Below are 26,272 nucleotides of genomic sequence, written 5' to 3'. Positions count from 1 at the left end.
GCCCTCCCCCGGACAAAAAGCCCCCCTCTGCCGGGTGGGCTGGACCTGCCTGCGGATTCTGGCCGCGGCTGGGCTGTTGGTCCTGTTCCTGAAGGATCTGCTGCCCCTCTGGGCGGTGTTCCTCCTGCTGGGCGTGGTGATCCTGCTGATGGTACTCATCGCCTGGCGCTTCTGCCGCTGCCCCCGCTGCGGCGGGCGGCTGCGGGAGCGGGACGTGGGCGCGGAAGGTATTTGCCCCCACTGCGGGGCCCGGTTATGAGGGAGGTAATCTAGGATGGGCGTGTTTGAATGGCTGGTTGTAATCGTCCTCGCGCTGGCCGGTCTGGTCAGCCTGATCTGTCCGGGCGCAATGTGGGAGCTCTGGCGGATCAGCCGCAGTCCCTGGATCAAGTCGGCGGAACCTACCCACCTCTTTCTTATTTCCACTCGTATTTCCGGCGCTCTCTTTCTGCTGTTTGACCTGATCATGGTCCTGCGGCTGTGCCGGGTCTTGCGCTTCTGACCTCAATCTATTCGATCCCATGAGCGGAATCCATGGATTCCGCTCATGGGATTTTTATTTGCATTTCCTCAGCAGACAATCTGTTTTCCCTTGAAAACCCGCGCAAAATGTGGGAGCAACGCTCCGTTGCCCCCGCTGCAACGGGAAAATGGTTTACAAATAACGGCCCGTGCACTACGATGTTGGCGCGGTGGAGGCGATGGAGCCTGCGCCGCGGGAAGGAACATCAACGCAAAAAGTTAGGAGGGTATTATATGAACAAGAAACGTCCTGTCATTCCGTTTTTAAGCGGCATCCTGGCCACGGTCCTGACCATGGGCTGCGTCACCACCGCCCTGGCCGCCTCCGGCCTGGTACAGTTCAGCCCCGTGGGACTCCAGCTGAATGGTAAGGCCATCTTCGCGGCAGGCGACAGCGTGAACACAGAGAACGGGCAGTCCGTTCCCTCCAGCATCGTCTACACCGACGAGGCGGGCGGCGGCACCACCTACCTGCCCTTGCGGACCATCGCCAACCTGCTGGACGTACCCATCACCTGGGACGGGGCCGAAACGACCGTCGTGCTGGGCCGGGGGGATGGGGGCGGCATTACGGTGGAACCGGGTACCGGGGCGTCTGCATGGGATTCCCTTCCGCTGCATCAGGCGGGAAAGACCGCAGGGCCCTTTGCCGAGGTCCAGCCCGACGCCCGGAAAGGCGGCATCATGCTGCTGGAGGAGACTCTGTTCCGCTCGGGCAGCGATTTTAGCCGGGACATCCCCTTTGTGGGCGCCAATGGCCGCTATGTCAGCATCACCGTAACCAACAACGGCACCCAGCCCCTGCTGTTCCAGGCCGGGCACCTGTATGCCACCGGGCGGGATATGCTCGCCACCCAGATCCCCGCCGGGGCCACCGTCACCCGCACCTTTGAGGCGCTGGAGAGCAGTGCAGCCATTCAGCCCCGCTTCGGCGTGGACATCTCCACCGGCAGCGGCGGGGGCGGAACGGTGGATATTCAGATTTCCGCGGTACAGTTCAACGGGTAACGCCCCGAATCTTACCAGATTCAGGCGGGTTGCGGAATAGGGAAAAGAACAGTAGAATGAGAGGTACTAACTCCTGCATACGCTGCGCTGTTGAGGTGAAAAAACATGGATTTGACAGAAAGACTGGCCCAGGCCCGGAAGGCCAGGGGGCTTTCCCAAGCCGAGGCGGCGGAGCGGCTGAACGTATCCCGGCAGGCTATCTCCCGGTGGGAAACCGGAACGGGGATGCCCACCCTGGATAACCTGATCCAGATGGGCAAGCTGTACCAGGTGTCGCTGGATGAGCTGGTATACGGTGTGGGAGGAGCGGAGGTCCCGGAAGAGATTCCGGAACCGGCGGCATTGACGGAAGAGCCGGAGCCGGTACAGGCCCACAAAGGCCGGCGGCACCTTCTGCCGGTGGTGTTGGGGCTGGTGGCCGTGGGGATCCTGGCCCTGGGGATTTGGGCCAGCGGCCTGATGAACAGCAGCAAGAGCAAACAGAGCGGCTCGGTCATCGTGGTGGGCGGAATGGAGCAGGATTGGGACAAGCTGCCGCTGGACCGGGCGGGGGAGCAGGTAGGCCCCTTCGGCGAGGTGGAGCCTGCGGAGCAGGAAATGGGCATCCATGTGCTGGAGGATACCGAATACCGCTCGGGCAGCGATTTTGAACGAGATATCTCCTTCATAGGCGCCAATGGCCGCTATCTCAGCGTCACCGTCACCAACAACGGTACCCAGCCCCTGCTGTTCCAGGCCGGTTACCTGCAAGAAAACGGGCGGGATATGCTGGAAACTCAGATCCCCGCCGGAGCCACCGTCACCCGTACCTTTGAGGCGCTGGAGAGCGGCGGGGATAACCAGCCACGCTTCGGCGTGGACATCTCCCCCGCCAGCGGCGCGGGCGGTACAGTGGACATCCAGATCTCGGCGGTGCAGTTCAAGGGGTAAGACCCAGAAAGCCCGTAGACGGAATGAATCATTCCGCCTACGGGCCTTTTGCGCGCCCTCGAAAATTCACGAAGAATTTGTTTTTCTTCCGGGACTGGATGTGATATAATACTGTAAATTATTATGGTCAGGAGGGGTTTGCATGAAAAACCGCGTCGCCGTTACCATCGCCGGGCAGGAGTACACCCTGGTGGGCACCGAGGACGCCGGCTATACCGAGAAGGTGGCAGCCCACGTGGACGAAAAGGTGCGGGAGGTCATGGAGGGCGCCCGCGTCTCTCTGGTGGACGGTGCCGTCCTGGCGGCGGTGAACATTGCCGACGAATATTTTAAAGAGGTGGAGGCGGCAGAGAATCTGCGCCGCCAGCTGAAGGAATATCTGGAGGAAGCCACCAAGCTGAAGATGGAGCTCTCTGAGGCGAAACGGGAGATCTTCAAGCTGCAGAATAAGAAGTAAGGAAACGGGGGGGCGTTCTGCCCCCCTGCTCCGGGAGGGATCGTATGTTGGAACTGCTCGCCCCCGCCGGGTCCATGGAGGCCGTGGCGGCGGCTGTACAGAACGGCGCGGACGCCGTCTATTTGGGATACGGAGATTTTAATGCCCGCCGCAACGCGAAGAATTTCTCCCGGGAGGAATTTGCGGCGGCGGTTTCTTATTGCCATGTGCGGGGAACCAAGGTGTATCTGACCCTCAACACCCTGCTCACCGACCGGGAGCTGCCTCAGGCCGCCGACTTTGCCGTGGAGGCCAGCACCCTGGGAGCCGACGCGGTGCTGGTGCAGGACATGGGCGTACTGCGGATGGTGCGCCAGGTGGCTCCCGATCTGCCCATCCACGCCTCCACCCAGATGACCGTCCACAATCTGGACGGCGTGAAGATGGTGGCCGATCTGGGCATGACCCGTGCAGTGCTCTCCCGGGAGCTGTCCCGGGACCAAATCGAATATATCTGCCAGCGCTCCCCCATTGAGATCGAGGTATTTGCCCACGGCGCTCTGTGTATGTGCTACTCGGGCCAGTGCTTCCTCTCCTCCGTCATTGGGGGCCGTTCCGGCAACCGGGGCCTGTGCGCCCAGCCCTGCCGACTGAAATACGGCTGGGAGGGTAGGGCGGACTCCTACCCCCTGTCCCTGAAGGACCTGTCCCTGGCGGGCTACCTGCGCCAGCTGCGGAAGATGGGGGTAAAATGCGTCAAGCTGGAGGGCCGGATGAAGCGGCCCGAATATGTGGCGGTGGTCACCGGCATCTTCTCCCGGGCCATCCATGAGGACCGGGAACCTACCCCCCAGGAGATGGAGCAGCTTCAGGCAGCCTTCTCCCGTCAGGGCTTCACCCAGGGCTACTACCTGGACCAGCAGGGGAGCCATATGTTTGGCGTACGGGAGGAGACCCGCGAGCCCAAGGAGCTCTTCGCCGCCGCCCGCAACACCTACCAGAGCGGCGAGGCCCAGCGGGTGCCCGTCACCTTCTACGCCATGCTCCGCCCCGGCGAGCCCGCCCATGTGGGCGTGAAGGACCCCGAGGGCCGGGTATCCACGGTGGAGGGTCCGGTGCCCGAAGAAGCCCGCACCCGTCCCCTGACGGCCGACGCGGTGGAGAAGCAGCTTGCCCGCACCGGCGGCACCCCCTATCGGGCGGAGCGGATGCGGGTGCTGGTGGAGGACGGCCTGTCCCTCCCCCTGTCCACCCTCAATGCCCTGCGGCGGGATGCCCTGGACGGTCTCACAAAGCAGCGGGAACAGCTGCCCCAGCGCCGCACCGGCGAATACCACCCCGGCGCCCGGTATGAGAACCGGCGGGAGGCCCCCGCTCTCACCATTTCGGTGCGCTCCGCGGATCAGGTCACCCAGGAGCTGCTGGACCTGGGACCCGCCATGGTGTATATCCCCCTGGAGGAACTGGCCGCCCATCCGGAGAAAGCCAGCGCCCCGGCGGGCACCTCTATCGGGGTAATCCTGCCCCGCATTGCCTGGGACCGGGAGTTCCCCCAGATGGTGGAGAATCTGAAGAAGGTGAAGGACCTGGGGGTTACCGACGCCCTGGTGGGCAACCTGGGCATGATCCAGGTCGCTAAGGAACTGGGCTTCACCCTGCGGGGCGATTTCGGTCTGGAGGTCTATAACGCCCAGGCTGTGAAAGAATATAAACGTCTGGGCTTCTCCTCCCTCACCCTGTCCTTTGAGCTGAAGTTCCCCCAGATCCGGGATATTTCCAAGAGCCTGGACACGGAGCTCATCACCTACGGCCGGCTGCCCCTGATGATCATGGAAAACTGCATCATTCAAAACCGCACCGGCGGCTGCAAACAGGGCTGCCAGGGCACCAACATTCTGACCGACCGGAAGGGCGCCAAGTTCCCGGTGGTGAAGGCCCCCGGCTGCCGCAACGAGCTGCTCAACTCCCAGAAGCTCTTCCTGGCGGACAAGGCCGCCGACTACCGCCGCATCGGCCTGTGGGCCCAGCGGCTGCTGTTTACCACCGAAACCCCTGACGAGTGCGTCCAGGTGACCCGGCGCTATCTGGAGCAGGGCAGCTGGAGCCCCAACGAGTATACCCGTGGTCTTTATTATCGAGATGTGGAGTAACCATAGATGAAGCTGAGAATCAAAGCGGTGTCCCCCAGAATCGGCCGGGACCTGCCCTGGCCCAGCCGGGCCACCGCCGGCTCCGCCGGTATGGACCTGTCTGCCTGCATCGAGGAAGATATCATCATCGCACCCCGGCAGCTGGTGAAGATCCCCACCGGCATTGCCATCGCCCTGCCGGGGCCGGAGTATGTGGCTCTGGTGTTCGCCCGCTCGGGGCTGGGCATCAAGCACGGCATCTCCCTGTCCAACGGGGTGGGTGTCATTGACAGCGACTATCGGGGTGAGATCATGGTGGGGCTCACCAATCTGTCTGAGGAGCCCTACACCATCCACCCCGGCGACCGGATCGCCCAGCTGGTGGTGACCCCGGTGGTACTGCCCCAGCTGGAGCTGACGGCCGAGCTGGACGCCACCGGCCGGGGGACAGGTGGCTTTGGCTCCACCGGGCAATAATGGAAAGGAACGAAAATCGCATGGATATCATTCTGGCCTCCAAAAGCCCCCGGAGACGGGCGCTGCTGGAGCAGATGGGGGTGCGGGATTTCCGCATCGTCACCCCCGACATTGACGAGCACATGGACCGGGACCTGCCTCCGGCGGAGCTGGTGCGGCAGATCTCCCTGGAAAAGGCCCAGGCGGTGGCCGCCCAGGCCGACCCCAATACGGTGGTCATTGCCGCCGACACGGTAGTGGCCCTGGACGGGGTAGTGCTGGGCAAGCCTGCCGACAAAGAGGAGGCCTTCCGGATGCTCTCCCTGCTGTCGGGCAACCGGCACCAGGTATACACCGGCCTCACCGTACTGCGGGGAGAGCAGGTGTTCAGCCAGTGGGAGGAAACCGCCGTCACCTTCCGCTCCCTGACCGCTGAGGAGATCGAGGCCTATATCGCCACCGGCGAGCCCATGGACAAGGCGGGGGCCTACGGCATCCAGGGCTACGGGGCCCTGTTCATTGAGGGCATCAGCGGCGACTATTATAATGTGATGGGTCTGCCGGTGTGCCGTCTGGGTCAGATCCTGGGACAGCTGGGCATGGACTGTATGGCCCTGGCCGCAGCACGGTAAGAAAGGCTGGATGCAGGCGTGAAGGACTTTTTCCGGCGCAACGGACTTTTGATATTGATCGCCGCCATCCTGCTGGCACTGGTGACGACGGTAGTCTCCATGCTGCTGGGAGGCAAGGCCAACCCGGTGGCCAACTTTGTCAATTTCATCACCACCCCGGTCCGCAACGGCATCAGCGCCGTCACCAACTGGGCGGAGGAGCGCTACTCCGACGCCTTTGAGCTGGAGCAGATGAAGACCGAGCTGGCGGATCTGAAGAAGGAGAACGCCGAACTGCAGGCCAAGATCCGGGAGGCGGAGGCCGCCATCCAGGAGAACGAGCGGCTGTACAACCTGCTGGAGCTCACCCCCAAGGGCAAGGAGTTCACCAAGGAGGCCGCCATGGTCACCGCCCGCTCCACCTCCAACTGGGAGTCCACCCTCACCCTGAGTAAAGGTTCTGCTCAGGGGATCGAAGTGGATGACTGCGTGGTGGACGAATACTGGAATCTGGTGGGTATCGTGGCCGAGGTGGGCGAGAACTGGTGTACCGTCCGCACCCTCATTGACGCCAACACCGAGATGGGCGGTCAGCTGGTCCGTACCGGCGGCGCCGCCATTCTGGAGGGCGACCTGGCCCTCATGGGCGAGGGCAAGCTGAAGCTGACCTACCTGCCGGAGAACAGCCAGCTCATGTCGGGCGACCTGGTGATTACCTCGGGCCGGGGCGGCGTCTATCCCTCCGGGCTGGTGGCCGGCCATGTGGAGGAGGTACGCACCGACGCCTCCGGTATGACCGACTATGCCGTCATCGTCCCCGAGACTGACCTGGGCAACCTCCAGCAGGTCTTTGTCATCAAGGACTTTACCATTGTGGAGTAGACCCTGAAGGAGGAACGTACCCTGTGACCAGACAGGATTTTTTCATTAAGTGGGGCGTATATGCCCTTGCCCTGCTGCCGGTGTGGTTTTGTGAGGTCTATATCCTCAACCGCTTTCCCCTGTTTGGGGTGGCCCCCATGCTGCTGCCTCTGGCCGCCATCGCAGTGGCGGTACTGGAGGGCACCGTAGCCGGTGCCGGGTTTGGCCTGGGCGTGGGCATTCTGTGCGACGCGGTCTATTTCAACCCCGACGGCGCCATGACTCTGGGCCTGTGTCTGCTGGGCTTCGGCGCCGGGGCGCTGGCCCAGTATGTGCTGCGGCAGAACCTGCTGGGCTGTCTGCTGTGCTCCCTGCTGGCTCTGGTGTGTATCGACGCTGTGCGCATCCTCTCCCGGCTGCTGGCCGGCACCGCCGCTCTGCCCACCATGCTGTCCCTGGCCGGGCGGGAGATCGCCTGGTCCATGGTATTTGTATTTCCGGTATACGCTCTCTTCCTGTGGGTGTTTCACCGGGTCCCCAAGAAAACCGTTCTATAGGAAAAGAGAGAATAACGATGCAAGGTATCCATTCGGCCTGGAAAAAATACGGGCCCTGGCTGCTGCTGGCTCTGCTGGTGATCAGCCTGATCCCCATTCTGCTGCTGGGCCGGTACGACTGGCCCTCTGCCGACGACTACAGCTACGCCCTTTTGTCTCATGAGTCTTTGCTCAAGGGAGAATTTCCTCTGGTGGGCAGCTGGAAGTATATTTTAAACTCCTACAAGGGGTGGCAGGGCACCTTCTCTGCCGTTGGCATGATGACCCTCACGCCCCTCACCTTCTCTCCCTTCCTCTACTGGCTCACCCCGGTGGTTATGCTGGCCTCCCTGTGTATCGGCACCTTTAAGCTGGCTCACACCCTGGTATGCCGGGCGCTGGGGGGCACCTGGCGGCAGGTCATTTTCCTGGCCGTTCCCATTCTGCTGCTGTCCATCCAGTTTGTAGAGTCCCCCAAGGACACCTTCTACTGGTGGAACGGCGCGGTATATTACACCTTTACCTACGGCATCTTTTTGCTGCTGATTGAGCGGCTGGTGGCCCTCAAGCTGGCCTTCACCCGTCGGCAGACCCTGTGGGCGGTGATTCCCGGCGTACTGGCCGCCCTGATGGTGGGCGGAAGCAACTATGTCTCCGCGCTGCTGGGCACCCTGCTGTGCGGACTGTTCCTGCTGTGGTTTCTGTGGAAGGACCGGAAAAAGTTCCTTCCCGCCCTGATCCCCACGGCGGTGCTGGTGGCTGGCTTCCTGATCAGCGTGGTCGCCCCCGGCAACCAGGTCCGGCAGGCCACCGTGGCGCCCCCCATCGGGGTGGTGGACGCGGTGTGCCGCTCCATTGAACAGGCATGGGCCGATGTGCTGGAGTGGTTCAGCTGGCCCATTCTGCTGGTATTCCTGCTGATGATCCCCCTGCTGTGGGCCCTCACAAGCAAGGTGAAGTTCACCTTCCCCCTGCCTGTGGTCTTTTCGGTCTTTACCTTTCTCCTCTTCGCCGCCCAGAACGCCCCCCACTTCTATGCCCTGGGTGAGGCAGGACCGGAGCGGCTGCGGAGCATTGTGTTTTATTCCTTCTTCTGGCTGATTGCCGTCAACCTGTGGTACTGGCTGGGCTGGATTCGCCGGGCGGTCCTGCCCCGGCTGTCCGGCGGGGAGAAGGTGCTGCGCCGGGCCTGGGTGGCCGTGCCGGTGCTGCTGGCCCTGCTGGCTTTCACCACTGTTTACTACCACTACTACGACATGAGCACCGCCGGCCGGACCGCCGCCGCCCTGGCCGGCGGATCGGCGGAATACTACTGGCAGCAGCAGGTGGACCGTCTGCCTCTGCTGGAGGACCCCACCGTCACCGATGTGGTACTGGAGCCCCTGGATGTACCGGCCAACCTGGATGAGCTGCTCTTCAACGGCGATCTGAAGGAGGACCCCGCCATCTGGGTCAACCGGGCGGTAGCCAACTTCTACCACAAAACGACCGTTCGCATTCGCCCCTGACCCCGGAAGGAGACCTGAACTCGTGGAAGGCAAGCAATTCAACATCCGTACCCTCATCATTTCCATCCTTCTGGCATTGCTGTTGATTGGCTTTGTCATGGTTCTTTATCATCTGCAAATCGTCAAGGGCGACGAATACCGGTCCGCTTCCACGGTGAAGATCGCCAACACGGTGACCGTGGAGGCCGCCCGGGGAGAACTCCTGGACCGGTACGGCCGCTCTCTGGTGGGCAACCGTGCCACCTATGAGATCACCCTCAACTCCTCCCTCATGGGGGCGGAGGCGGAGCGCAACGCCAATTTGATGGAGCTGATCACCATCTGCCGGGAAAATGATCTGGAATGGACCGATACCCTGCCCATCTCCAAGGACGCCCCCTTCACCTACACCGACGAAAACGCCCTGGTGTACACCAACAGCGAGGGGAAGGTCAAATTCAGCTACCTGGGCGCCCTGCTGGACGCCCTGCCCCTGGGCACTGATATTCTTCCCAACCGCTGGCGCAGCGAGGACCTGGCCGCCGCCTCCAGCGTGGCTGACCTGGGAGAGGGCCCCACGGCGGAAGAGGTCATCGACGGCCTGCGGCAGTACTTTCTCATTGACGAGTCTCTCTCCGACGCCGACGCCCGTGCCCTCATCGGCGTGCTGTACGAGCTCAATCTCCGCAGCCAGAATGTGAAGCAGACCGAGTATATCTTCGCCCAGGATGTGGATATCGACGTGATCTCCGCCGTGAAGGAACGGAATCTGACCGGCGTGAATATCTCCGCCACCACTGTCCGGCAGTACAACACCACCAGCGCCGCCCATCTTCTGGGCCGGGTGGGCTCCATTCAGAGCGCAAACTGGGAGACCTACAAGGCCAAGGGCTATAATATGAATGATAAAGTGGGTATCGACGGCATGGAGGCCGCCTTTGAGGACTACCTCCGGGGCAAGTCGGGCACCCTGATCCAGGAGATGAACACCAGCGGCAAGGTGGTCAGCGAGAGCTGGATGGTGGACGATGAGACCGGCGAGGCTATGGAACCCGAGCCGGGCAACCATGTCATGACCACCCTGGACCTGCGGCTCCAGGAGAAGGTGGAGGAGGTGCTGGCCAACACCATCGAGAGTCTGGCCGACACCAAGGAGAAGGGCGCCATCATCGTGCAGAGCGTCAACGACGGCGGCATTCTGGCCATGGCCTCCTACCCCACCTACGACCTGTCCACCGTATACAGCAGCACCGAGGCCTATAAAGCGGTGTCCGACGATCCCCGCAACCCCTTTGTCAACCGGGCCACCAGCGAGATCTACTATCCCGGTTCCACCTTCAAACCTCTGGTGGCCATTGCCGCCCTGGAGGAGGGGCTGGTGACCCCCACCGAGGAAATCCAGGATACCGGTGCGCTCCAGCTGCCCGAGGAGGAGCACTATCCCTACGGCGACTACCATCCCCAGTGCTGGATCTACCGTCAATACCGGGGCACCCACGGCTGGGAAAATATGGCCGACGCCCTGCGGGACTCCTGCAACATCTATTTCTACACCCTGGGCCACCGGCTGGGCATTGATAAGATCGACGAGTACGCCGCCATGTTCGGCCTGGGCCAGAAAACCGGCCTGGAACTGAGCGAGGCGGAAGGCTATGTAGCCGGCCCGGAAACCAGCGCTATGCTGGGCCAGGAGTGGTACGGCGGCAACCTGCTGTCCGCCGCCATCGGTCAGGACAACACCAAGATCACCATGCTTCAGCTGTCCAACTACATTGCCACCCTGGTCAACGGCGGCAACCGCTACCAGACCCACCTGCTCAAGACGGTGAAATCCAGCGACTTCTCCGAGACGGTGTATGAGTATGAGGCTCAGCCTGTGGAAACCCTGGACCTGGACCCCGCCTATGTGGAGGCGGTGAAGAAGGGTATGTGGGAGGTGGCCAACGACGAGGAGAGCACCGTGGACCAGTACCTGAGCAATCTGGCGGTGGAAGTGGGCGCCAAGACCGGTTCCGCCCAGGTGTCCGCCGATGAAAACGCCAACGCCGTGTTTGTCCTCTTCGCCCCCTATGACGATCCGGAGATCGTCATCTCCATGGTGGTGGAGGGCGGCGCCTCCGGTGCCAACCTGGCCAGCGCCGCCGGTGAGATCGTGAACTATTACTTCGGCAGCGAGCATACCATGGAATCCATTGGGACAGAAAATACCTTGATCCGCTGAAGGGAGTCTTTTCTTTGCTGGATGCAATGACCTTTGACAGCCGGGACAGCCGGTATAAACAGCCCTATGGCGCGGTGCCCTCGGGCACTCAGGTATCCCTCACCCTGCGCCCACTCCGGACGGAGGGCTTCTCCCAGGCGGTGCTCATCGCCTACTTTGAGTCCTCTCAGGAGCGGCGGCTGGAGCTGCCCATGGCCTGGGACGGCATTGATGGGGACCGGGACGTGCTCAAGGTCATCCTGGACACCGGGGACCATGTGGGGCTGATCTGGTACTCCTTCCGCCTGGAAGGGCTGGACGGCCGCCAGGAGGAGCTGGGCCCCTATCAGCTGACAGTGTACGACGGCACCGACCAGGTGCCCGGCTGGTTCGGGGAGGGGGTCACCTATCAGATCTTCCCCGACCGGTTCCGCCGCACCAGAGTGCCCGATCCCACCGGGATGCCCGGGGGCCGCACCGTCCACACCAGCTGGCGGGAGGAGCCGGAGTACCGGCCCGACCAGAACGGCGAGGTGCGCAACCGGGACTTCTTCGGAGGCGATCTGAAGGGCGTTATGGAAAAGCTGCCCTACCTCCACGACCTGGGGGTGGAGACCATCTACTTCTGCCCCATCTTTGAAGCGCCGGAAAACCACCGCTACGGCACCGGCGACTATGAGAAGATCGACCCCATGCTGGGCACCGAGGAGGACTTCAAGGCCCTGTGCGACGCCGCCCACAAGCTGGGCATGAAGATCATGCTGGACGGTGTGTTCAACCACCAGGGTTATGTGAGCCGCTACTTCAATGGGGACGGCTCCTATCCGGAAAACGGAGCCTGCCAGTCCCAGGACAGTCCCTACTACAAGTGGTACAATTTCTCCCATTGGCCGGATAAATATGACTCCTGGTGGGGGATCTACTCCCTGCCCGCCGTCAACGAGGGGGAGCCCTCCTACCGGGACTATATCTTCGGGGATGAAAACAGCATCGTCCGCCGCTGGCTGCGGGCGGGGGCGGACGCATGGCGTCTGGATGTGGCTGACGAGCTGCCCGACGACTTTGTCCACGGCATCCACCAGGCCGTCCGGGAAACCAACCCTGAGGCGGTGGTCATCGGCGAGGTGTGGGAGGACGGCTCCACCAAGATTGCCTACGGCGTCCGCCGCAAGCACATTCTGGGGGGCCACTGTGACGGCCTGATGAACTACCCCTTCCGCAACAGCCTGCTGGGCTATCTGATGGGGGGCGACGCCGTCCATTTCAAGAACACCATGGAGGCCATCCGGGAGAACTATCCCCCCTTTGCCTTCCACTCCGCCATGAACTTTCTGGGCACCCATGACACCCCCCGCATCCTCACCCTGCTGGGTTACGGCGGGGACGGCCAGGACCACGACAAGGACTGGCGCTCCTCCTACTTCCTTACCCCGGAGCAATATCTGCTGGGCCGGTCCAAGCTGATGCTGGGGGCCCTGGTGCTCTTCTCCTTCCCCGGCTCCCCCATGATCTATTACGGGGACGAGGCGGGTATTGAGGGCTTTGAGGACCCCTTCAACCGCCGGACCTACCGCTGGGAGATGGCGGACGACGTGCTCCGCCGCTGGTACGCCAGCCTGGGCAAAGCCCGGAGGGAACTGCCCGCCCTGCGGCGGGGAAGCATCCGCTGGTGGAAGGCGGAGGGCAAGCTGCTCTCCTTCCTGCGGGAGGGGGAGGGCCAACCGGTGCTCACCGCCGTCAACATCGGCAAAGCTCCCGAGCTCATCACTCTGCCCTGGGCCGCCAAAGACTGGATGACCGGCATGGAGCTGCCTGCCGGGCAGGTGGCGCTGCCTCCCATGACCGGCTGGCTGCTCACCCCCTACCGGCCGGGGAACCGATAAAATCAAAAACGGGCCTGCTGCGCTTGCAGCAGGCCCGTTTGGTTTATGTTAAATCAATGACCCAGTTCAGGTCCCCATAGACCACGTCATCCTGGGTTCGGACGATGCCTTCTCCCGGACCGTCCCACCAGATATCATGCTCATAGACCAGCCTGATCGCCCCGATCTCCACCGCCACAATGGGTTCCTCCACCCAGTCGGGGGCAGAGGCCAGCTGGACGTTCACATGGCCGGAAGTGAAACTGCGGAAGCCCTCTCCCGCGTCGGGGTAACGCTCCCCGGAGGCCCCGATAAAGGTGACCTGATGGTGGAAGAGAGCAGCCCCCGTCAGCAGCAGGCCGTCGTCGTTCTCCTCCTGGTGGGCGTATACCGACAGCTGCCGTCCATCCTGGCTGACCAGGGCAGTAACCGTGCCCTCCTCAAAGGTCCGGCTGTCCGTGTGGGCAGCCAGGGTCTCCGCCGAGGTGAGTTCCAGCAATCCGGTGCGGGACCCGCCCGCCTCCAGATCCAGCAGCTCATAGGTCACCTCCCGGGGTGTTCCCTCCGGCAGCCGATAGAGGAAGGCCATGTGGACCCGGGACTGGTAACCATCCTCCCGCCAGGCCACCTCCGGCCCACAGTCCAGGCCAGAGAGGGACACCCACGCCTGGCCCTGGGGAGCAAAGCCGTTGTAGGGCAGCCACTCGGAGTAGACCAGACACCCCTGTTCCAGGGGGGTGTCCCCGGCGTAGACCTGGAGCTTCCGGGTGGCCAGCTGATGCTCTTCCAACTCCGGGCTCACCAGGTAGAGTTCCAGCAGCAGCCACTCCCCCTGGCTCACCCCGTCCAGCTGGCACAGCCAATCCCCCTCGGTCCACCGGTCGGCCTCCTCCACCACCATGACGGGGGTCTCCGACGCCCCGGTACCGGCAAAGAACCGGATGATCTTTTGGACCCCCGCCGCCAGGGCCTGATAGTTGCCCACCCCCAGCACCAGGGCCAGACACACCAGGGCGGCCGCCAGCCGCTTGGCGGGGATGCCCCTCCGCTGGGGCCGCTCCGCCGCCGCCAGGGTATCCTCCACCAGATCCCGGCCGGGGGACGCCCGGTCATACAGCGCCCGATAGTTCTCTTCCGTCATAGCTCTTCCGCTCCTTTCCATGCGTCGTGCAGCAAGGCCCTGCCTCGGGCCAGCTGACTGCGGACGGTGTTGGGACTGCGGCCCAGGATGGCCGCAATCTCCCCGGTGGCGTAGCCCTCGTAGTAGTAGAGGTGGAGCACCGCCCGGTACTTCTCCGGCAGGCCCTCTATCAGCTGGAGCAGCTCCCCCTCCTCCTCCGTCCGGGCGGGGATGGTCTCAGACAGGGCCGTGGTATGCCGCCTCCAGAAGGAGGTGTGGAATTTCTTACAGCAGTTCACTGTCACCCGCAGCAGCCAGGCCTTCCGGTGCTCCTCCTCCCGAAAGTCCGGCGCGGAACGGAGATAGCGGAGAAAGACCTCCTGAAAGACGTCATCGGCGTCATGGCCGCTGTGGGTCTGGGCCAGCGCCAGGCGGTACACCATGTTCCCGTAGGTCTCCACCACCTGCCGCAGGCCGGTTTCCTCTGCCATTGCCCTCCCCCCTTTCGCCCCTAACATCCCTGAGGGGTCACTTTTGTTGCATCCGCTCCAAAAAATAATGCTTGCGCCCAACGGCGGATAGTGCTATTATCATAGTATCTTAATCATACCATATGGTTCAAAAAGGAGAATTACCATCATGAAAGAACTGGAACAAAAGGTCGCGCTGGTCTCCTCCTCCACCCGCGGCATCGGCCTGGCCTGCGCCAAGGCTCTGGCCGCCCAGGGCGCCACCGTCTATCTGGGCGTGCGCCGTATGGACGCCGGTCAGCAGATCGCCGACGAGATCATCGCCGCCGGTGGGCGGGCCGGGGTGGTCTACTTTGACGCCGCCAACGAGGAGAGTTACTCCGGCATGGTGGACGAGGTGGCCAAGAAGGAGGGCCGGCTGGACATTCTGGTCAACAACTTCGGCGCCACCGACGTCAAGACTGACCTGGACGTGGTAACCGGCGATACCGACGACTTCTTCCGCATCGTCAACACCAACCTGAAGAGCGTGTACCTGCCCAGCAAGGCGGCGGTGCCCGTCATGGCCAAGAATGGCGGCGGTGCCATCATCAACATCGGTTCGGTGGGCGGGCTCTATCCCGACCTGAGCCGCACCGCCTACGGCGTCAGCAAGGCCGCCATCCACTTCCTCACCAAGGACATCGCCGTGCAGTACGCCCGGCAGGGGGTGCGGTGCAATGCGGTACTTCCCGGCTTCACCGCCACCGACGCGGCCCTGAACAATATGTCTCAGGCCTTCCTGGACCTGTTCCTGAAAAACGTCCCCCTCAACCGTCCCGGCCGTCCCGAGGACATTGCCGACGCCGTGGCCTTCCTGGCCAGCGACCGGGCCGCCTTCATCACCGGCGAGATTTTGCCCGTGGCCGGCGGCTTCGGCCTGCCCACTCCGCTGTACAGCTCCTATATGGGCGACGGCGCCAAAGGCTGATTCCAACTTCCCAAAAGGGCCCTTCGGGGCCCTTTTTATTTGCCCCGCTCCCCCGGACATGATATACTATCCTATCATACCGCAAAGGACGGCAGCTATGGAAAAATTAGTCGTGGGCATTCTGGCCCATGTGGACGCGGGCAAGACCACCCTCAGCGAGGGACTGCTCTACACCTGCGGAAAATTGAAAAAGCTGGGCCGGGTGGACCACGGGGACGCCTTTCTGGACACCGATCCTATGGAGAAGGAGCGGGGCATCACCATCTTCTCCAAGCAGGCGGTGCTCCCTCTGGAGCATCTGGAGGTCACCCTGCTGGACACCCCCGGCCACGTGGACTTCTCCGCCGAGATGGAGCGCACCCTGTCGGTGCTGGACTGCGCCATTTTGGTGGTCAGCGGAGCCGACGGGGTACAGGGCCACACCTATACCCTGTGGAAGCTGCTGGAGCGATACGGGGTACCCACCTTCCTCTTTGTGAACAAGATGGACCTGGCAGGGGCGGACCGGGCCGCCCTGCTGGCGGAGTTAAAAAGCAAGCTGGACGAGGGCTGCGTGGACATGGGGGATCAGGAGGCCCTCTGTGAGCAGGCCGCCCTGTGTGACGAGTCTCTACTGGAGGACTATCTGGAGACAGGCTCCATTTCAGACACCGCCCTCACCGCCCTCATCACCCAGCGGAAACTGTTTCCCTGCTGGTTTGGCTCCGCCCTGAAACTGGAAGGGGTGGAGGACTTCCTCCGGGGCCTGGAGCAATATGCCCCCCGGCCGGTGTACGGGGAGGAGTTCGGCGCCCGCATCTTCAAGATCTCCCGGGACAATCAGAACAACCGGCTGGCCTGGATGAAGATTACCGGCGGCAGCCTTAAGGTAAAGACGGTTCTGGACGGCCCGGGCTGGAGCGACAAGGCCGACCAGCTGCGGGTGTACTCCGGCGTGAAATTCCAGCCGGTGGACGTGGCCCCGGCGGGGTCCGTGGTGGCAGTCACCGGTCTCAGTTCCGCTGCCGCCGGGCAGGGCCTGGGCTTTGAGGCGGAGGGTGCGCCCCCCGCCCTGGAGCCGGTGCTCACCTATCAGATGATCCTGCCCGAGGGGCAGGACCCGGTCACCGCCCTGCAGAAGCTGCGCCAGCTGGAGGAGGAGGACCCCCAGCTCCATCTGGTGTGGAGCGAACGCTTAAAAGAAATCCACATCCAGCTGATGGGCCAGGTCCAGCTGGAGATTTTGCAGCGGCTCATTGCGGAGCGGTTTAACATGGACGTGACCTTCGGACAGGGGGGCATCGTGTACCGGGAGACCATCGCTTCTCCCGTCATCGGCGTGGGCCACTATGAGCCTCTCCGCCACTACGCCGAGGTCCATCTGCTGCTGGAGCCGGGGGATCGTGGCAGCGGCATCGTGCTGGATACCGCCTGCCCGGAGGACGTGCTGGACGGCAACTGGCAGCGGCTGATTCTCACCCATCTGGCCGAGCGGGCCCACCCCGGCGTGCTCACCGGCTCCCCCCTCACCGATGTAAAAATCACCCTGCTGGCTGGCCGCGCCCACCTGAAGCACACCGAGGGGGGCGACTTCCGGCAGGCCACCTACCGGGCGGTGCGCCAGGGGCTCATGGAGGCGGAGAACATCCTGCTGGAGCCCTGGTACTCCTTCCGGCTGGAGGTGCCTGCCGCCCAGGTGGGCCGGGCCATGAGCGACCTGCAGCGGATGGGGGGCGAGTGCCAGCCCCCGGAGACCGCGGGGGAGCTGACCATCCTCACCGGCTCCGCCCCGGTGGCCGGGCTGCGGGACTACGGCGGCGAGGTAGCCGCCTACACCAGAGGTATGGGGCGGCTCAGCTGCACCCTGAAGGGCTACTACCCCTGCCACGACCAGCAAACTGTGGTGGAGGAGCTGGGCTACGACCCGGAGCGGGATGTGGATAACCCCACCGGCTCGGTGTTCTGCGCCCACGGGGCAGGGTACAACGTGAAGTGGGACCAGGTGAAGGAGATGGCCCATGTGGACAGCGGCCTGTCCCTGGACGCACCCCAGGAGCCTGAGACTTCCTCCGCTCCCGTACGGCGGAGCAGCTCCAACTCCGGCCTGTCATTGGAGCAGGACAAGGAGTTATTGGCCATCTACGAGCGCACCTACGGCAAGGTGGAGCGCAATTCCTTCCGCCCTCAGCCCAAACCCGCCCGTACCAGCCTGGACCAGCGGAAGTACAATGTCCAGACCCAAAACAAAGGCCCGGAGTACCTGCTGGTGGACGGCTACAACATCATTTTCGCCTGGGAGGAGCTGAAATCGGTGGCCCAGACCAATCTGGACGCCGCCCGGCAGCTGCTGATGGATCTGCTGAGCAACTACCAGGGCTTCAAAAAATGCGTGGTCATCCTGGTATTTGACGCCTACAAGGTGCCCCGCAATGTACAGGATGTATTCAAATACCACAACATTTACGTTGTGTATACCAAAGAGGCGGAGACGGCGGACACTTATATCGAGCGGGCCACCTATGAGATCGGCAGACACCACCAGGTCAAGGTGGCCACCTCCGACGGGGCGGAGCAGCTCATCATTCTGGGCCACGGAGCCCTGCGTTTGTCCGCCACCACCTTCAAGGCTGAGGTGGAGCAGGTAGGCGGGCAGATCGCCGCCATCCTGGCCCGCAACAACCGGTCTACCCCGTCCCGGCCGGTGGCCGCCGCCCTGAAAAAGGCACAGGAGGGAAGCAAATGATCCCCATGCATATCATCGCCCGCATCCGCAGCGACTTCCCCACCAAGTTCGGCATCCCCCGGCAGAGCGGGCTGGTGGAGGAATTGAAGGCCACCATCGTCTTTGAGCCCGAGTACCGCAACCCGGACGCCCTGCGGGGACTGGAGGAATTCTCCCACATCTGGCTCATCTGGCAGTTTTCTGAGGCAGTGCGGGACAAGTGGTCCCCCACAGTGCGGCCTCCCCGGTTGGGGGGCAATACTCGCATGGGGGTGTTCGCCACCCGCTCCCCCTTCCGGCCCAACGCCATCGGCCTGTCCTGCGTCAAACTGGAGTCCATCCAGAAGGACCCCAAACTGGGTACCGTGCTGGTGGTATCAGGGGCCGACCTGATGGACGGCACCCCCATCCTGGACATCAAGCCCTATCTGCCCTACGCCGATGCCCACCCGGAGGCGCTGGGGGGCTTTACCGGCAACGTTGGGGGCAAGGTGCTGGAGGTGGAGTTCCCCCCGGAATTGCTCTCCCAGGTACCGGAGGACAAGCGGGAGGCGCTCATCGGGGTGCTGTCCCGGGACCCCCGGCCCTCCTATCAGCACGACCCCGCCCGGGTGTACGGCATGGCCTTCGGCGGGGTGGAGGTGGGCTTCTCGGTAGACGGAGAGACCCTCACCGTCCGTTCCGTCAAGCACGCCTCCCCCGCCGAAACGAGGATGTGAACTTATGACGGAAAAAGAAATCCGCACCATCAAGAAGTACTATACCCGTCCTGTGACGGCGGCGGCCTATCTGTGTACAGGCCTGCTGTCCATGTTTATCTGGATCTTTCTGGACATGATCCGAAGCGTGGTGTTTCACCTGTCCGGTTCCTGCATGGAGGTAGCCTATGTGGCAATTGCCATTCTTCTGATCTATATGGTCCTGTTTTTATTTCAGGGTGTCAGCGTCATATGGGGAGTCAGAAGAAAAAAGTGGGAGGTCATTCAGGAAAAGGCCCACACCTATCTATCCTACACCGACCGCTCGGCGGAGGTACTGGCCGCCAACACCGCCATCGCCGCCGGGCGGCTCATGTCCCGCTCCGACGACGACAGGGTAAAGACAGCGGGCGACATCAGCACTGCCGTGGGCGGACTCATCGGACTGCACGCCATTGTGAGCATCCTGTTTGAAATCCGGAAAAGCGCCAAGCGCATTGCAGAAGCTCTGGGCATGAAGCTGCCCTCCGTCAAGCTGCGGGTGGCGGTCATCATCCTGGTTCCGCTGGTCCTGCAGCTGGCCGTAGCGACACCCTACTACGTGCAGGCAGTCCGGGAGAGCCGGGAGGGCGCGGCCCGGGCGGCGGTGGTACTGGAGAAGCTGGAGCAGGTTTTTGAAGCCTCCTGTGACCGCGCATATGCCGACGACCCCATGGAGTATTACAAAGATTACGGGTACCGCGTAACGGGTTATCTGGAACATGAGGACAACGACACCCAGTCCTACCTGTCCGCCACGGTGAACAACGACGGCGTGGTGGAGGAAATTACCTACTCCCTGGACATCGACGTCAATGCCTCCAAGGAGGACAACATCGCTCAGGCAAAGGCAGATCTGGCCCGCCTGAACCAGGCCCTCCGTTCGGCGGATGTTCCCTTCCTGTCCCCCAATCTGGGGGAAGAGCACACCCTCAGGGAGGACTTTATCGCCCTCTTCCAGCAGAACTCCTACTATGAGAACTGCCGGTCCTATTATGATGAAGAGGGCCTGTTCATCGGCTACTATACGGAGAGCCAGGAGGACTACAACGACTACAGCTCCTCCTACATTTACATGACTGTGGAGCCGCCGGAAGAAGAGGGCTGACCGTCTGTTCCGTTAAAAAGGGCCTGCTGCACCATTGCAGCAGGCCCTTTGCCTGTCCATATTCCCCTTTCCGTCTCAGGTCTGGGGCAGGGAGTCGTCCTCCCGGACCCAGTCCTCCACATGGACCACGGAATAGTCGGTCTTGGTGTTGCGGATGACCACCCGCTGGATACCCGCGTTGATAATGAGCCGCCGGCACATGGAGCAGGAGGTGGAGTTGGGGATCAGCTCCCCGGTGGCGGGGTCCACACAGGCCATGTACAGGGTGGCCCCGATGGTCTCGCTCCGGGCGGCGGAGATGATGGCGTTGGCCTCGGCGTGGACCGAGCGGCACAGCTCATACCGCTCCCCAGAGGGGATATTCAGGGCCTCTCGGGTACAGTAGTTCAGATCCACGCAGTTTTTCCGGCCCCGGGGAGCCCCGTTGTAGCCGGTGGCAATGATCTCGTCGCTCTTTACCAGGATCGCGCCGTAGCAGCGGCGCAGGCAGGTGGCCCGCTCGGCCACAGTCTGGGCGATGTCCAGATAGTAATTTTCCTTGTCGATGCGGCCCATGGGGACCCTCCTTTGTGTCACTTCTCATTTGATACCGTCAGTATAGCGGTTTTTTCTCCAAACCGCAAGTACTGCCTTCTCCGTCGGTCCATCGTTCATGAAATGTTTACGGTTGTATCCTTGACGAAAAAAGCCGCAGGCGCTATCATATAGACATCAAAAGTGCACCCAATTCTTACGTCAAAGGAGACGACCGTATTTCATGCTCATGAATTTTTTGCGAAAATTGATGTACGGACGGTATGGCAGCGATCACCTCTCCTTTTTCCTGCTTTTCCTGTATGTGGTGCTGATTTTTATATCGGCGCTGCCCCATATGGCATGGGTCTCCTGGCTGGCGCTGGCAGTGCTGCTGTGGAACCTGTTTCGGATGTTCTCCCGCCGCATTGACCGCCGTCGGGCGGAAAACGCCCGGTTTCTGGCCCTGTTCGGGCCGTTCATCCGCTGGTTCAAAATGCGGCGCACCATCCACCGGGACAAAGATCACCGCTATTTCAAATGCCCCAACTGCGGGCAGTATCTGCGGGTGCCCCGGGGCAAAGGAAAGATCACCGTCAACTGCCGCAACTGCGGCGCCAGTTTTGAGGAACGTAGCTGAATCCAGTCAAGGGCTGCTGCCGGACGCAGCAGCCCTTTTCATCACAGAAAGGGGGAGCGCCCATGAGACAGTGTATGGACGCCGACAATCTGCACCGCCGCTTAAAGAAAATCATCGGCCAGCTCAACGCCATTGACCGGATGGTAGACGAGGACGTGCCCTGTGAGGAGATGTTGATGCAGATCAATGCCGCCAAAAGTGCCCTGCACAAGGTGGGCCAGGTGGTGCTGGAGGGTCATCTCAACCACTGTGTCCGGGACGGCATCGAGCACGGCGACGCCGACCGCACCATTGCTGAATTCGCCAAGGCCATCGAGCATTTTTCCCGTATGAGCTAAGAGGTGTGCCCCACAGACATGGGGCACACCTCTTTTTTATTTGCCCATGGCACTCACTGCCGCCCGGACGGCAGCGGCGTCGGTGACCGGCACCTGCTCCTCCGGGGGACATACCCCGCCGGAGAAGGACACCGCCGGGTTGTGGGTGGCGGAAACGTCGGTCCGGCTGGTCTTGAAGGAGCCGTGAAGCTGATTACAGCCGGTGGCCGCCAGCAGGGCGGCGGCGTTGTCCGGTTTCACTCCGCAGCCGGGCAGAATCTGGATGCGTCCGGCGGCATACTCCTCCATGGCCCGGATGGTGTCCACCCCCGCCGGGGCGGAACTGGCCTGACCGCTGGTGAGGACCCGGGTCACCCCCAGCTCTATCAGCACGTCCAGAGCCTCCCGCCAGTCGGGCACCACGTCGATGGCCCGGCTGAACACGCTCTCCTTCTCCCCAATGACCTCCAGCATGGCGGCGCACCGGGCCTTGTCCACCCTGCCGTCGGGGTGGAGACAGCCGAACACGATGCCGTCCGCCCCTGCTGCCAGCAGGGCGCGGGCGTCAGCCAGCATGGCGGCAAACTCCGCCTCACTGTAGCAGAAGCCCCCCTCCCGGGGCCGCACCATGGCCATAATGGGGATGGACACCTGCCGGGCAACCTCCATGGCCCCCATGGAGGGAGTCAGTCCCCCCAAAAACAGAGCGGAATTCAGCTCCACCCGGTCGGCGCCGGCCTGTGCGGCAATCAGCACATCCTCCGCCGAGCCGCAGCACACTTCCAGAATCATGGCAACACCTTCTTTTCTTATCTGGGGCTATGATACCACAAAGAAATGTGATATCATAGCCCCATTCCAAAGGAGTGGATCATATGGATCAGGAACTGACTTTTATCCGGCAGGCCCTGCCGGAGGACTGGGACAGCTACCCCCAGTCCCTGTTTGAGGCCTTCGCCGCCCACAGCCATATGCTGCGCCAGACCGTCCCCTGGTGCGCTTCTCTCAGCCGGGAGGCCTACGAGCAGTACGTCCTCTGCCCCCGGGTCAACGACGAGGATCTGTCCGACCACCGGGCATTGTTTTACAGCCATCTGTGGAACCGGGTGAAGGACCTGTCCCAGGAGGAGGCCGCCCTGGAGGTCAACCGCTGGTGCCATGAGCAGGCCAGCTATCAGGCCCAGGACGACCGCACCGCCTCCCCCCTGACGGTATACCGCTGCGGCAGCGGCCGGTGCGGGGAGGAGTCCGCCTTCCTGGTGTCCGCCCTGCGCGCTGTGGGTCTGGCCGCCCGGCAGGTGTACGCCCCCCGCTGGTCCCACTGCGACGACAACCACGCCTGGGTGGAGGTGCTATGTGAGGGCAAGTGGCGCTTCCTGGGAGCCTGCGAGCCGGAACCGGTGCTGGACCGGGGCTGGTTCAACACCGCCGCTTCCCGGGCCATGCTGGTCCACAGCCGCACCTTCGGCCCGGTGGCCGACCTGGCCCTCCATGGCGCCCCTCTGGACAGGCAGGGACAGGCCCTGTACCACAACCAGACAGCCCGCTACGCCCGCACCAAGACCTACACCTTCCAGGCCGGGCCGTGGGAGACCATTACGCTGGAAGTCCTCAACGAGTCTCGCTTCTGCCCCATTGCCGTCCTTACCGCCGATGAAACCGGCAGGGTCCAGGTTGAGCTGGGGATAGGTGACCTCCATCTGTCCGCCGGTGAAAAGGAAGCCTTCTGCCACGGCCAGACCGAGGACGGGGCGGAGCTGACCCTCCCCTCCCCCTGCACGGACTGGACTCCCTTCGATTTCCGTGCCCCCCAGGACGCCCCCGTCAACCCCGCCCCTCTGGATCAGGCCCAGCGCCAGGAACGGGCTGCGGTACTGGCGGCAGGGACCGCCAAGCGGCAGGCCCGGATGGCAGGCTATTTCGACGAGGAACAGGCCCAAAATTATCCCCAGCAACGGGAGCTGCTTCAAAAGGCCCGGGGCAACTTCAGGGAGATCTACGCCTTTCTCAGCAAAGACAACGACCCTCTGCGCACCGCCCTTCTCTCCTCCCTGTCCGACAAGGACCTGCGGGACGTGACCGCCCAGCTGCTGGAGGTCCATCTGGAACGGGCCCGGCCCTGGGCGGACCGGTACCCGGCGGAGATATTCCGGCGGTTTGTGCTCTGCCCCCGAGTGGCCTTTGAGCGTCTCACTGACTGGTCCGTCCCCCAGCCCGGCGTGGTGGGTGAGGTCATTGCCCTGCGGCAGCAGGGGGTGCCTGCCCTGCTGCGCCCCCTGGACGGGGCGGTGCTGGTGTGGCAAAACGGGAAATTTGTCCCCAAGGAGCCGGAGGAATGTGGAAAAGTCACCTTCCGGAAGACGCCGGTGGAGCGGTTTTTCTACCGGCAGAACTGGTCGCTGGACTTCTGGACGGGGGAAATGTGGAAACCCCTCAGGCTGACCGACCGGGCCTGGCACAAAAACAAGCTGAATGTCACCCTGCCTGCCGGGCGCTACCGGATGCTCACCGCCCTGCGGCTGCCGGCGGGGGACCAGTTCGCCAACCGGCTGGAGTTCACCCTGGAGGCGGAGCAGGAACAGGAAATCCCGCTGGTGCTGCGGGACTGCTCGGTGGACGACCTCATCTCCCCCCGGGACCTGCCTCTGGCGGAGTTGGGTGGAACCCATGAAAAAGCCGCCCTCCTCCTCTGGCTGGAGGAGGGGGCGGAACCCACGGAACATATTTTAAATGAACTCTCCGCCGCCCTGCCCGCGTTTCAGGCGCTGGACGGGGACGTGATCTTCTTCCTGCGGCGGCCCGGCGCGGAACAGCAGGCCACCCTGGCGGGGCTGCTGGACAAATGGCCCCAGGTACAGCTGGTTTACCCCGAGTGGGGCTATCAGGTGGAAACGGTGGCCCGCCATCTGGGTCTGGACCCGGACAAGCCGCCTCTGGCGGTGGTACGGGACCAGGAGGGCCGGGCAGCTTACGCCTGCTGCGGCTATCAGGTGGGCGCGGCGGACCTGCTGCGGCGGGTGCTGGAGCAGCTGGTATAAGTCACGCCTCAAATGCGTTCAGATATGCCTCCACCGAACGGGTCATCTCCCGGGAGAAGTCGGAGTTGTACTTTCGGTCGCAAAAGGCTTTCAGCCAGTCGGTATAGGGCCGCTGTCCGGCGTTGTCGGCCAGCATCCGCTCCAGCTCCCCGGCGTTCATCCGGCGATAGCCGTTTTCATGAACGATATAGGGCAGGGCCCTGCGGCTGGGCTTCTCTCTGGCCTGCTGCTGGGCGGTAGGGTAGCCGAACACCACCATGGCGGCGGGGAACACATAGTCCGGCAGGTTGAGCAGCTGCCGGTGGGTCTCGCACTGCTCCATCACGTCCCCGATGTAGCAGGAGCCGATGCCCAGGCTCCAGGCAGCGGTGACGGCGTTCTGTGCGGCAATGTTGGCGTCGGAGCAGGCCAGCAGCAGGTCCCCCACCCCCGGCTTCCGGGGCTGGCAGCCGCCGGCGTCAAAGGCGTCGTACCACTTCTGGCAGTCGGCGCAAAAAATCAGCACCAGAGGCGCCTGGGCGATAAAGGGCTGGTGGTCGCAGGTCTCCGCCAGGGTATCCTTCAGCTTCTGGTCGGTAATGTCCAGAATGGTGTACAGCTGCTGGTTGCCCGCCGTGGGGGCGGCGCAGGCGGCCTCCAGGATGGCCCGCTTGTCGTCGGGGGCAATGGGCTTTTCCAGATAGGCCCGCACCGATTTGCGGTCCCGAAGCTGATGCAAAACGTCATTCATTGACAAAACCTCCTGAATGGATGTGAAAATATGCAAGAAAAACGCTATTCCGTAAATGAGCAGGACACCCTGCTCCCCTTCCTGCTGGCCCATGTGACCGGCAAAAGTCGCAACAGCGTCAAGTCCCTGCTTACCCGGGGGCAGGTCCAGGTGGACGGCAAGACCGTCACCCGCCACGACCATCCCCTCTTGCCGGGACAGACGGTGGTGGTGCTTCCTCAGGGCGCGGGAGACAAAAAGGCCCCCTTCCCCATCCTCTACGAGGACGGCAGGCTGCTGGTCATCGAAAAGCCCGCCGGTCTGCTGAGCATGGCCACCGACAAGGAGAAGGTGCGCACCGCCTACCACATGGCCACCGACTACGTCCGCAAGGCCGATCCCCAGAACCGGATCTTCATTGTCCACCGGCTGGACCGGGCCACCTCCGGCGTGCTCCTCTTCGCCAAGGACGAGGAGACCAAGCGGGCCTTCCAGGACAACTGGGACAAGCTGGTGGGCCGCCGGGGCTATCTGGCGGTGGTGGAGGGCAGGCCGCCCAAGGACTCAGACACCATCCGCACCCTGCTGCGGGAGAACGCCGCCCACAAGGTATACTCGGTGCGCTCCGGCGGTAAGGAAGCGATAACCCATTATACCATGGTCAGCGCCGGAAAGGAATACGCCCTTCTGGAGATCGATCTGGACACCGGCCGGAAAAACCAGATCCGGGCCCACCTCAGCGAGCTGGGCTGTCCGGTGGCCGGAGACCGGGACTACGGAGCGGCCACCGATCCTCTGGGGCGGCTGTGCCTCCATGCCCATGAGCTGGTACTCACCGACCCTTTCACCGGCGAGGAGCGCATCTTCCGTGCGGAGGCCCCCGCCGGGTTCCGGAAGCTGACCCGGTAAGG

At 63.0% G+C, this 26,272-nt stretch carries 26 protein-coding genes; 21 read left to right on the top strand and 5 right to left on the bottom strand.

Annotated elements, in window-relative coordinates:
* The 13 genes from B5F94_RS16455 to B5F94_RS09710 form a co-directional block, all read left to right on the top strand.
* The coding region (locus tag B5F94_RS16455; protein WP_204247479.1) for a hypothetical protein at positions 1-259 on the top strand (259 nt) is incomplete at its 5' end.
* Positions 260-274: 15 nt separating this feature from the next.
* A complete protein-coding gene (locus B5F94_RS09765; protein ID WP_087188394.1) occupies positions 275-502 on the top strand; it encodes a DUF6199 family natural product biosynthesis protein in 228 nt (75 codons plus the stop codon).
* 254 nt (positions 503-756) lie between these two features.
* Positions 757-1,530 (top strand): stalk domain-containing protein, encoded by a 774-nt coding sequence (locus tag B5F94_RS09760; protein ID WP_087329780.1) that lies wholly within the window; start codon positions 757-759, stop codon positions 1,528-1,530.
* 105 nt (positions 1,531-1,635) lie between these two features.
* Positions 1,636-2,460: a helix-turn-helix domain-containing protein gene (locus B5F94_RS09755; protein WP_087329778.1), complete on the top strand. Its 825-nt coding sequence runs from the start codon at positions 1,636-1,638 to the stop codon at positions 2,458-2,460.
* A 142-nt stretch (positions 2,461-2,602) separates the two neighbouring features.
* Positions 2,603-2,917, top strand: a complete 315-nt coding sequence (locus B5F94_RS09750) for a cell division protein ZapA (RefSeq protein ID WP_087188397.1) — start codon at positions 2,603-2,605, stop codon at positions 2,915-2,917.
* Between the two features lie 44 nt (positions 2,918-2,961).
* Entirely contained in the window at positions 2,962-5,046 is a 2,085-nt protein-coding gene (locus tag B5F94_RS09745) for a U32 family peptidase (RefSeq protein ID WP_087329775.1), read from the top strand.
* 6 nt (positions 5,047-5,052) lie between these two features.
* Positions 5,053-5,502: a dUTP diphosphatase gene (dut, locus tag B5F94_RS09740; protein ID WP_087329773.1), complete on the top strand. Its 450-nt coding sequence runs from the start codon at positions 5,053-5,055 to the stop codon at positions 5,500-5,502.
* A 20-nt stretch (positions 5,503-5,522) separates the two neighbouring features.
* Positions 5,523-6,113: a Maf family protein gene (locus B5F94_RS09735; RefSeq protein ID WP_087267431.1), complete on the top strand. Its 591-nt coding sequence runs from the start codon at positions 5,523-5,525 to the stop codon at positions 6,111-6,113.
* Positions 6,114-6,131: 18 nt separating this feature from the next.
* Positions 6,132-6,974, top strand: coding sequence for a rod shape-determining protein MreC (gene mreC, locus B5F94_RS09730; RefSeq protein WP_087329772.1), 843 nt, complete (start codon positions 6,132-6,134; stop codon positions 6,972-6,974).
* 23 nt (positions 6,975-6,997) lie between these two features.
* A complete protein-coding gene (gene mreD / locus B5F94_RS09725) occupies positions 6,998-7,510 on the top strand; it encodes a rod shape-determining protein MreD (protein WP_087329769.1) in 513 nt (170 codons plus the stop codon).
* Between the two features lie 17 nt (positions 7,511-7,527).
* Positions 7,528-8,997: a DUF6056 family protein gene (locus B5F94_RS09720; RefSeq protein WP_087329767.1), complete on the top strand. Its 1,470-nt coding sequence runs from the start codon at positions 7,528-7,530 to the stop codon at positions 8,995-8,997.
* Positions 8,998-9,019: 22 nt separating this feature from the next.
* On the top strand, positions 9,020-11,197 hold the full coding sequence (locus tag B5F94_RS09715; protein ID WP_087329765.1) for a penicillin-binding transpeptidase domain-containing protein: 2,178 nt from the start codon (positions 9,020-9,022) through the stop codon (positions 11,195-11,197).
* A 14-nt stretch (positions 11,198-11,211) separates the two neighbouring features.
* Positions 11,212-13,059 carry a glycoside hydrolase family 13 protein gene (locus B5F94_RS09710; RefSeq protein WP_087329763.1) on the top strand — a complete coding sequence of 616 codons (1,848 nt, stop codon included), beginning with the start codon at positions 11,212-11,214 and terminating at the stop codon, positions 13,057-13,059.
* A gap of 43 nt (positions 13,060-13,102) precedes the next feature.
* Here B5F94_RS09710 and B5F94_RS09705 read toward each other — a convergent pair whose 3' ends face one another.
* The gene (locus tag B5F94_RS09705) at positions 13,103-14,179 is read right to left on the bottom strand and encodes a hypothetical protein (RefSeq protein WP_087329761.1); all 1,077 of its coding nucleotides are present in this window, start codon (positions 14,177-14,179) and stop codon (positions 13,103-13,105) included.
* Positions 14,176-14,649, bottom strand: coding sequence for an RNA polymerase sigma factor (locus B5F94_RS09700; protein WP_087267410.1), 474 nt, complete (start codon positions 14,647-14,649; stop codon positions 14,176-14,178). The genes B5F94_RS09705 and B5F94_RS09700 overlap by 4 nt, the downstream gene beginning before the upstream one ends.
* Positions 14,650-14,797: 148 nt before the next feature.
* Here B5F94_RS09700 and B5F94_RS09695 point away from each other — a divergent pair, with 148 nt between their 5' ends.
* The 4 genes from B5F94_RS09695 to B5F94_RS09680 all read left to right on the top strand — a co-directional run bounded on the left by B5F94_RS09695 (position 14,798) and on the right by B5F94_RS09680 (position 20,144).
* Positions 14,798-15,598, top strand: a complete 801-nt coding sequence (locus B5F94_RS09695; RefSeq protein WP_087267408.1) for a 7alpha-hydroxysteroid dehydrogenase — start codon at positions 14,798-14,800, stop codon at positions 15,596-15,598.
* Between the two features lie 97 nt (positions 15,599-15,695).
* Entirely contained in the window at positions 15,696-18,320 is a 2,625-nt protein-coding gene (locus B5F94_RS09690) for a translation factor GTPase family protein (RefSeq protein ID WP_087329759.1), read from the top strand.
* On the top strand, positions 18,317-19,018 hold the full coding sequence (gene tsaA, locus B5F94_RS09685) for a tRNA (N6-threonylcarbamoyladenosine(37)-N6)-methyltransferase TrmO (protein ID WP_087329757.1): 702 nt from the start codon (positions 18,317-18,319) through the stop codon (positions 19,016-19,018). Before B5F94_RS09690 ends, tsaA begins: the two co-directional genes overlap by 4 nt.
* Positions 19,019-19,022: 4 nt before the next feature.
* The gene (locus tag B5F94_RS09680) at positions 19,023-20,144 is read left to right on the top strand and encodes a hypothetical protein (protein WP_087329755.1); all 1,122 of its coding nucleotides are present in this window, start codon (positions 19,023-19,025) and stop codon (positions 20,142-20,144) included.
* A gap of 75 nt (positions 20,145-20,219) precedes the next feature.
* On the opposite strand, the gene B5F94_RS09675 is transcribed toward B5F94_RS09680, so the two are convergent.
* A complete protein-coding gene (locus tag B5F94_RS09675; protein WP_087188412.1) occupies positions 20,220-20,699 on the bottom strand; it encodes a deoxycytidylate deaminase in 480 nt (159 codons plus the stop codon).
* A gap of 202 nt (positions 20,700-20,901) precedes the next feature.
* Here B5F94_RS09675 and B5F94_RS09670 point away from each other — a divergent pair, with 202 nt between their 5' ends.
* Together B5F94_RS09670 and B5F94_RS09665 are read left to right on the top strand one after the other, a co-directional pair.
* A complete protein-coding gene (locus tag B5F94_RS09670; RefSeq protein ID WP_087329753.1) occupies positions 20,902-21,297 on the top strand; it encodes a hypothetical protein in 396 nt (131 codons plus the stop codon).
* 62 nt (positions 21,298-21,359) lie between these two features.
* The gene (locus tag B5F94_RS09665; protein WP_087329751.1) at positions 21,360-21,635 is read left to right on the top strand and encodes a metal-sensing transcriptional repressor; all 276 of its coding nucleotides are present in this window, start codon (positions 21,360-21,362) and stop codon (positions 21,633-21,635) included.
* A gap of 36 nt (positions 21,636-21,671) precedes the next feature.
* On the opposite strand, the gene B5F94_RS09660 is transcribed toward B5F94_RS09665, so the two are convergent.
* Complete coding sequence (locus tag B5F94_RS09660) at positions 21,672-22,406, bottom strand: copper homeostasis protein CutC (RefSeq protein WP_087329749.1); 735 nt, start codon at positions 22,404-22,406, stop codon at positions 21,672-21,674.
* A gap of 83 nt (positions 22,407-22,489) precedes the next feature.
* Here B5F94_RS09660 and B5F94_RS09655 point away from each other — a divergent pair, with 83 nt between their 5' ends.
* Positions 22,490-24,652 (top strand): transglutaminase-like domain-containing protein, encoded by a 2,163-nt coding sequence (locus tag B5F94_RS09655; protein ID WP_087329747.1) that lies wholly within the window; start codon positions 22,490-22,492, stop codon positions 24,650-24,652.
* Between the two features lies 1 nt (position 24,653).
* Here B5F94_RS09655 and B5F94_RS09650 read toward each other — a convergent pair whose 3' ends face one another.
* On the bottom strand, positions 24,654-25,382 hold the full coding sequence (locus tag B5F94_RS09650; protein WP_087329745.1) for a nitroreductase family protein: 729 nt from the start codon (positions 25,380-25,382) through the stop codon (positions 24,654-24,656).
* A gap of 30 nt (positions 25,383-25,412) precedes the next feature.
* On the opposite strand from B5F94_RS09650, the gene B5F94_RS09645 reads away from it, so the two are divergent.
* Positions 25,413-26,270: an RluA family pseudouridine synthase gene (locus B5F94_RS09645; protein ID WP_087329743.1), complete on the top strand. Its 858-nt coding sequence runs from the start codon at positions 25,413-25,415 to the stop codon at positions 26,268-26,270.
* Positions 26,271-26,272 lie beyond the last annotated feature (2 nt).

The organism is Flavonifractor sp. An4, from assembly GCF_002161755.1.
In the GTDB taxonomy this organism is placed as follows: domain Bacteria; phylum Bacillota; class Clostridia; order Oscillospirales; family Oscillospiraceae; genus Flavonifractor; species Flavonifractor avicola.
Note: the sequence above shows the minus strand (reverse complement) of the source record. Positions and strands in the feature narration are given on the sequence as shown.

Coding starts and splice junctions, on each gene's coding strand:
- B5F94_RS09750 (WP_087188397.1), top strand. CDS start 2,603: ATGAAAAACCGCGTCGCCGTTACCATCGCCGGGCAGGAGTACACCCTG.
- dut (WP_087329773.1), top strand. CDS start 5,053: ATGAAGCTGAGAATCAAAGCGGTGTCCCCCAGAATCGGCCGGGACCTG.
- B5F94_RS09695 (WP_087267408.1), top strand. CDS start 14,798: ATGAAAGAACTGGAACAAAAGGTCGCGCTGGTCTCCTCCTCCACCCGC.
- B5F94_RS09745 (WP_087329775.1), top strand. CDS start 2,962: ATGTTGGAACTGCTCGCCCCCGCCGGGTCCATGGAGGCCGTGGCGGCG.
- B5F94_RS09755 (WP_087329778.1), top strand. CDS start 1,636: ATGGATTTGACAGAAAGACTGGCCCAGGCCCGGAAGGCCAGGGGGCTT.
- B5F94_RS09690 (WP_087329759.1), top strand. CDS start 15,696: ATGGAAAAATTAGTCGTGGGCATTCTGGCCCATGTGGACGCGGGCAAG.
- B5F94_RS09765 (WP_087188394.1), top strand. CDS start 275: ATGGGCGTGTTTGAATGGCTGGTTGTAATCGTCCTCGCGCTGGCCGGT.
- B5F94_RS09645 (WP_087329743.1), top strand. CDS start 25,413: ATGCAAGAAAAACGCTATTCCGTAAATGAGCAGGACACCCTGCTCCCC.
- B5F94_RS09705 (WP_087329761.1), bottom strand. CDS start 14,179: ATGACGGAAGAGAACTATCGGGCGCTGTATGACCGGGCGTCCCCCGGC.
- B5F94_RS09675 (WP_087188412.1), bottom strand. CDS start 20,699: ATGGGCCGCATCGACAAGGAAAATTACTATCTGGACATCGCCCAGACT.
- B5F94_RS09660 (WP_087329749.1), bottom strand. CDS start 22,406: ATGATTCTGGAAGTGTGCTGCGGCTCGGCGGAGGATGTGCTGATTGCC.
- B5F94_RS09665 (WP_087329751.1), top strand. CDS start 21,360: ATGAGACAGTGTATGGACGCCGACAATCTGCACCGCCGCTTAAAGAAA.
- tsaA (WP_087329757.1), top strand. CDS start 18,317: ATGATCCCCATGCATATCATCGCCCGCATCCGCAGCGACTTCCCCACC.
- B5F94_RS09670 (WP_087329753.1), top strand. CDS start 20,902: ATGCTCATGAATTTTTTGCGAAAATTGATGTACGGACGGTATGGCAGC.
- B5F94_RS09720 (WP_087329767.1), top strand. CDS start 7,528: ATGCAAGGTATCCATTCGGCCTGGAAAAAATACGGGCCCTGGCTGCTG.
- B5F94_RS09655 (WP_087329747.1), top strand. CDS start 22,490: ATGGATCAGGAACTGACTTTTATCCGGCAGGCCCTGCCGGAGGACTGG.
- B5F94_RS09650 (WP_087329745.1), bottom strand. CDS start 25,382: ATGAATGACGTTTTGCATCAGCTTCGGGACCGCAAATCGGTGCGGGCC.
- B5F94_RS09735 (WP_087267431.1), top strand. CDS start 5,523: ATGGATATCATTCTGGCCTCCAAAAGCCCCCGGAGACGGGCGCTGCTG.
- B5F94_RS09700 (WP_087267410.1), bottom strand. CDS start 14,649: ATGGCAGAGGAAACCGGCCTGCGGCAGGTGGTGGAGACCTACGGGAAC.
- B5F94_RS09680 (WP_087329755.1), top strand. CDS start 19,023: ATGACGGAAAAAGAAATCCGCACCATCAAGAAGTACTATACCCGTCCT.
- B5F94_RS09760 (WP_087329780.1), top strand. CDS start 757: ATGAACAAGAAACGTCCTGTCATTCCGTTTTTAAGCGGCATCCTGGCC.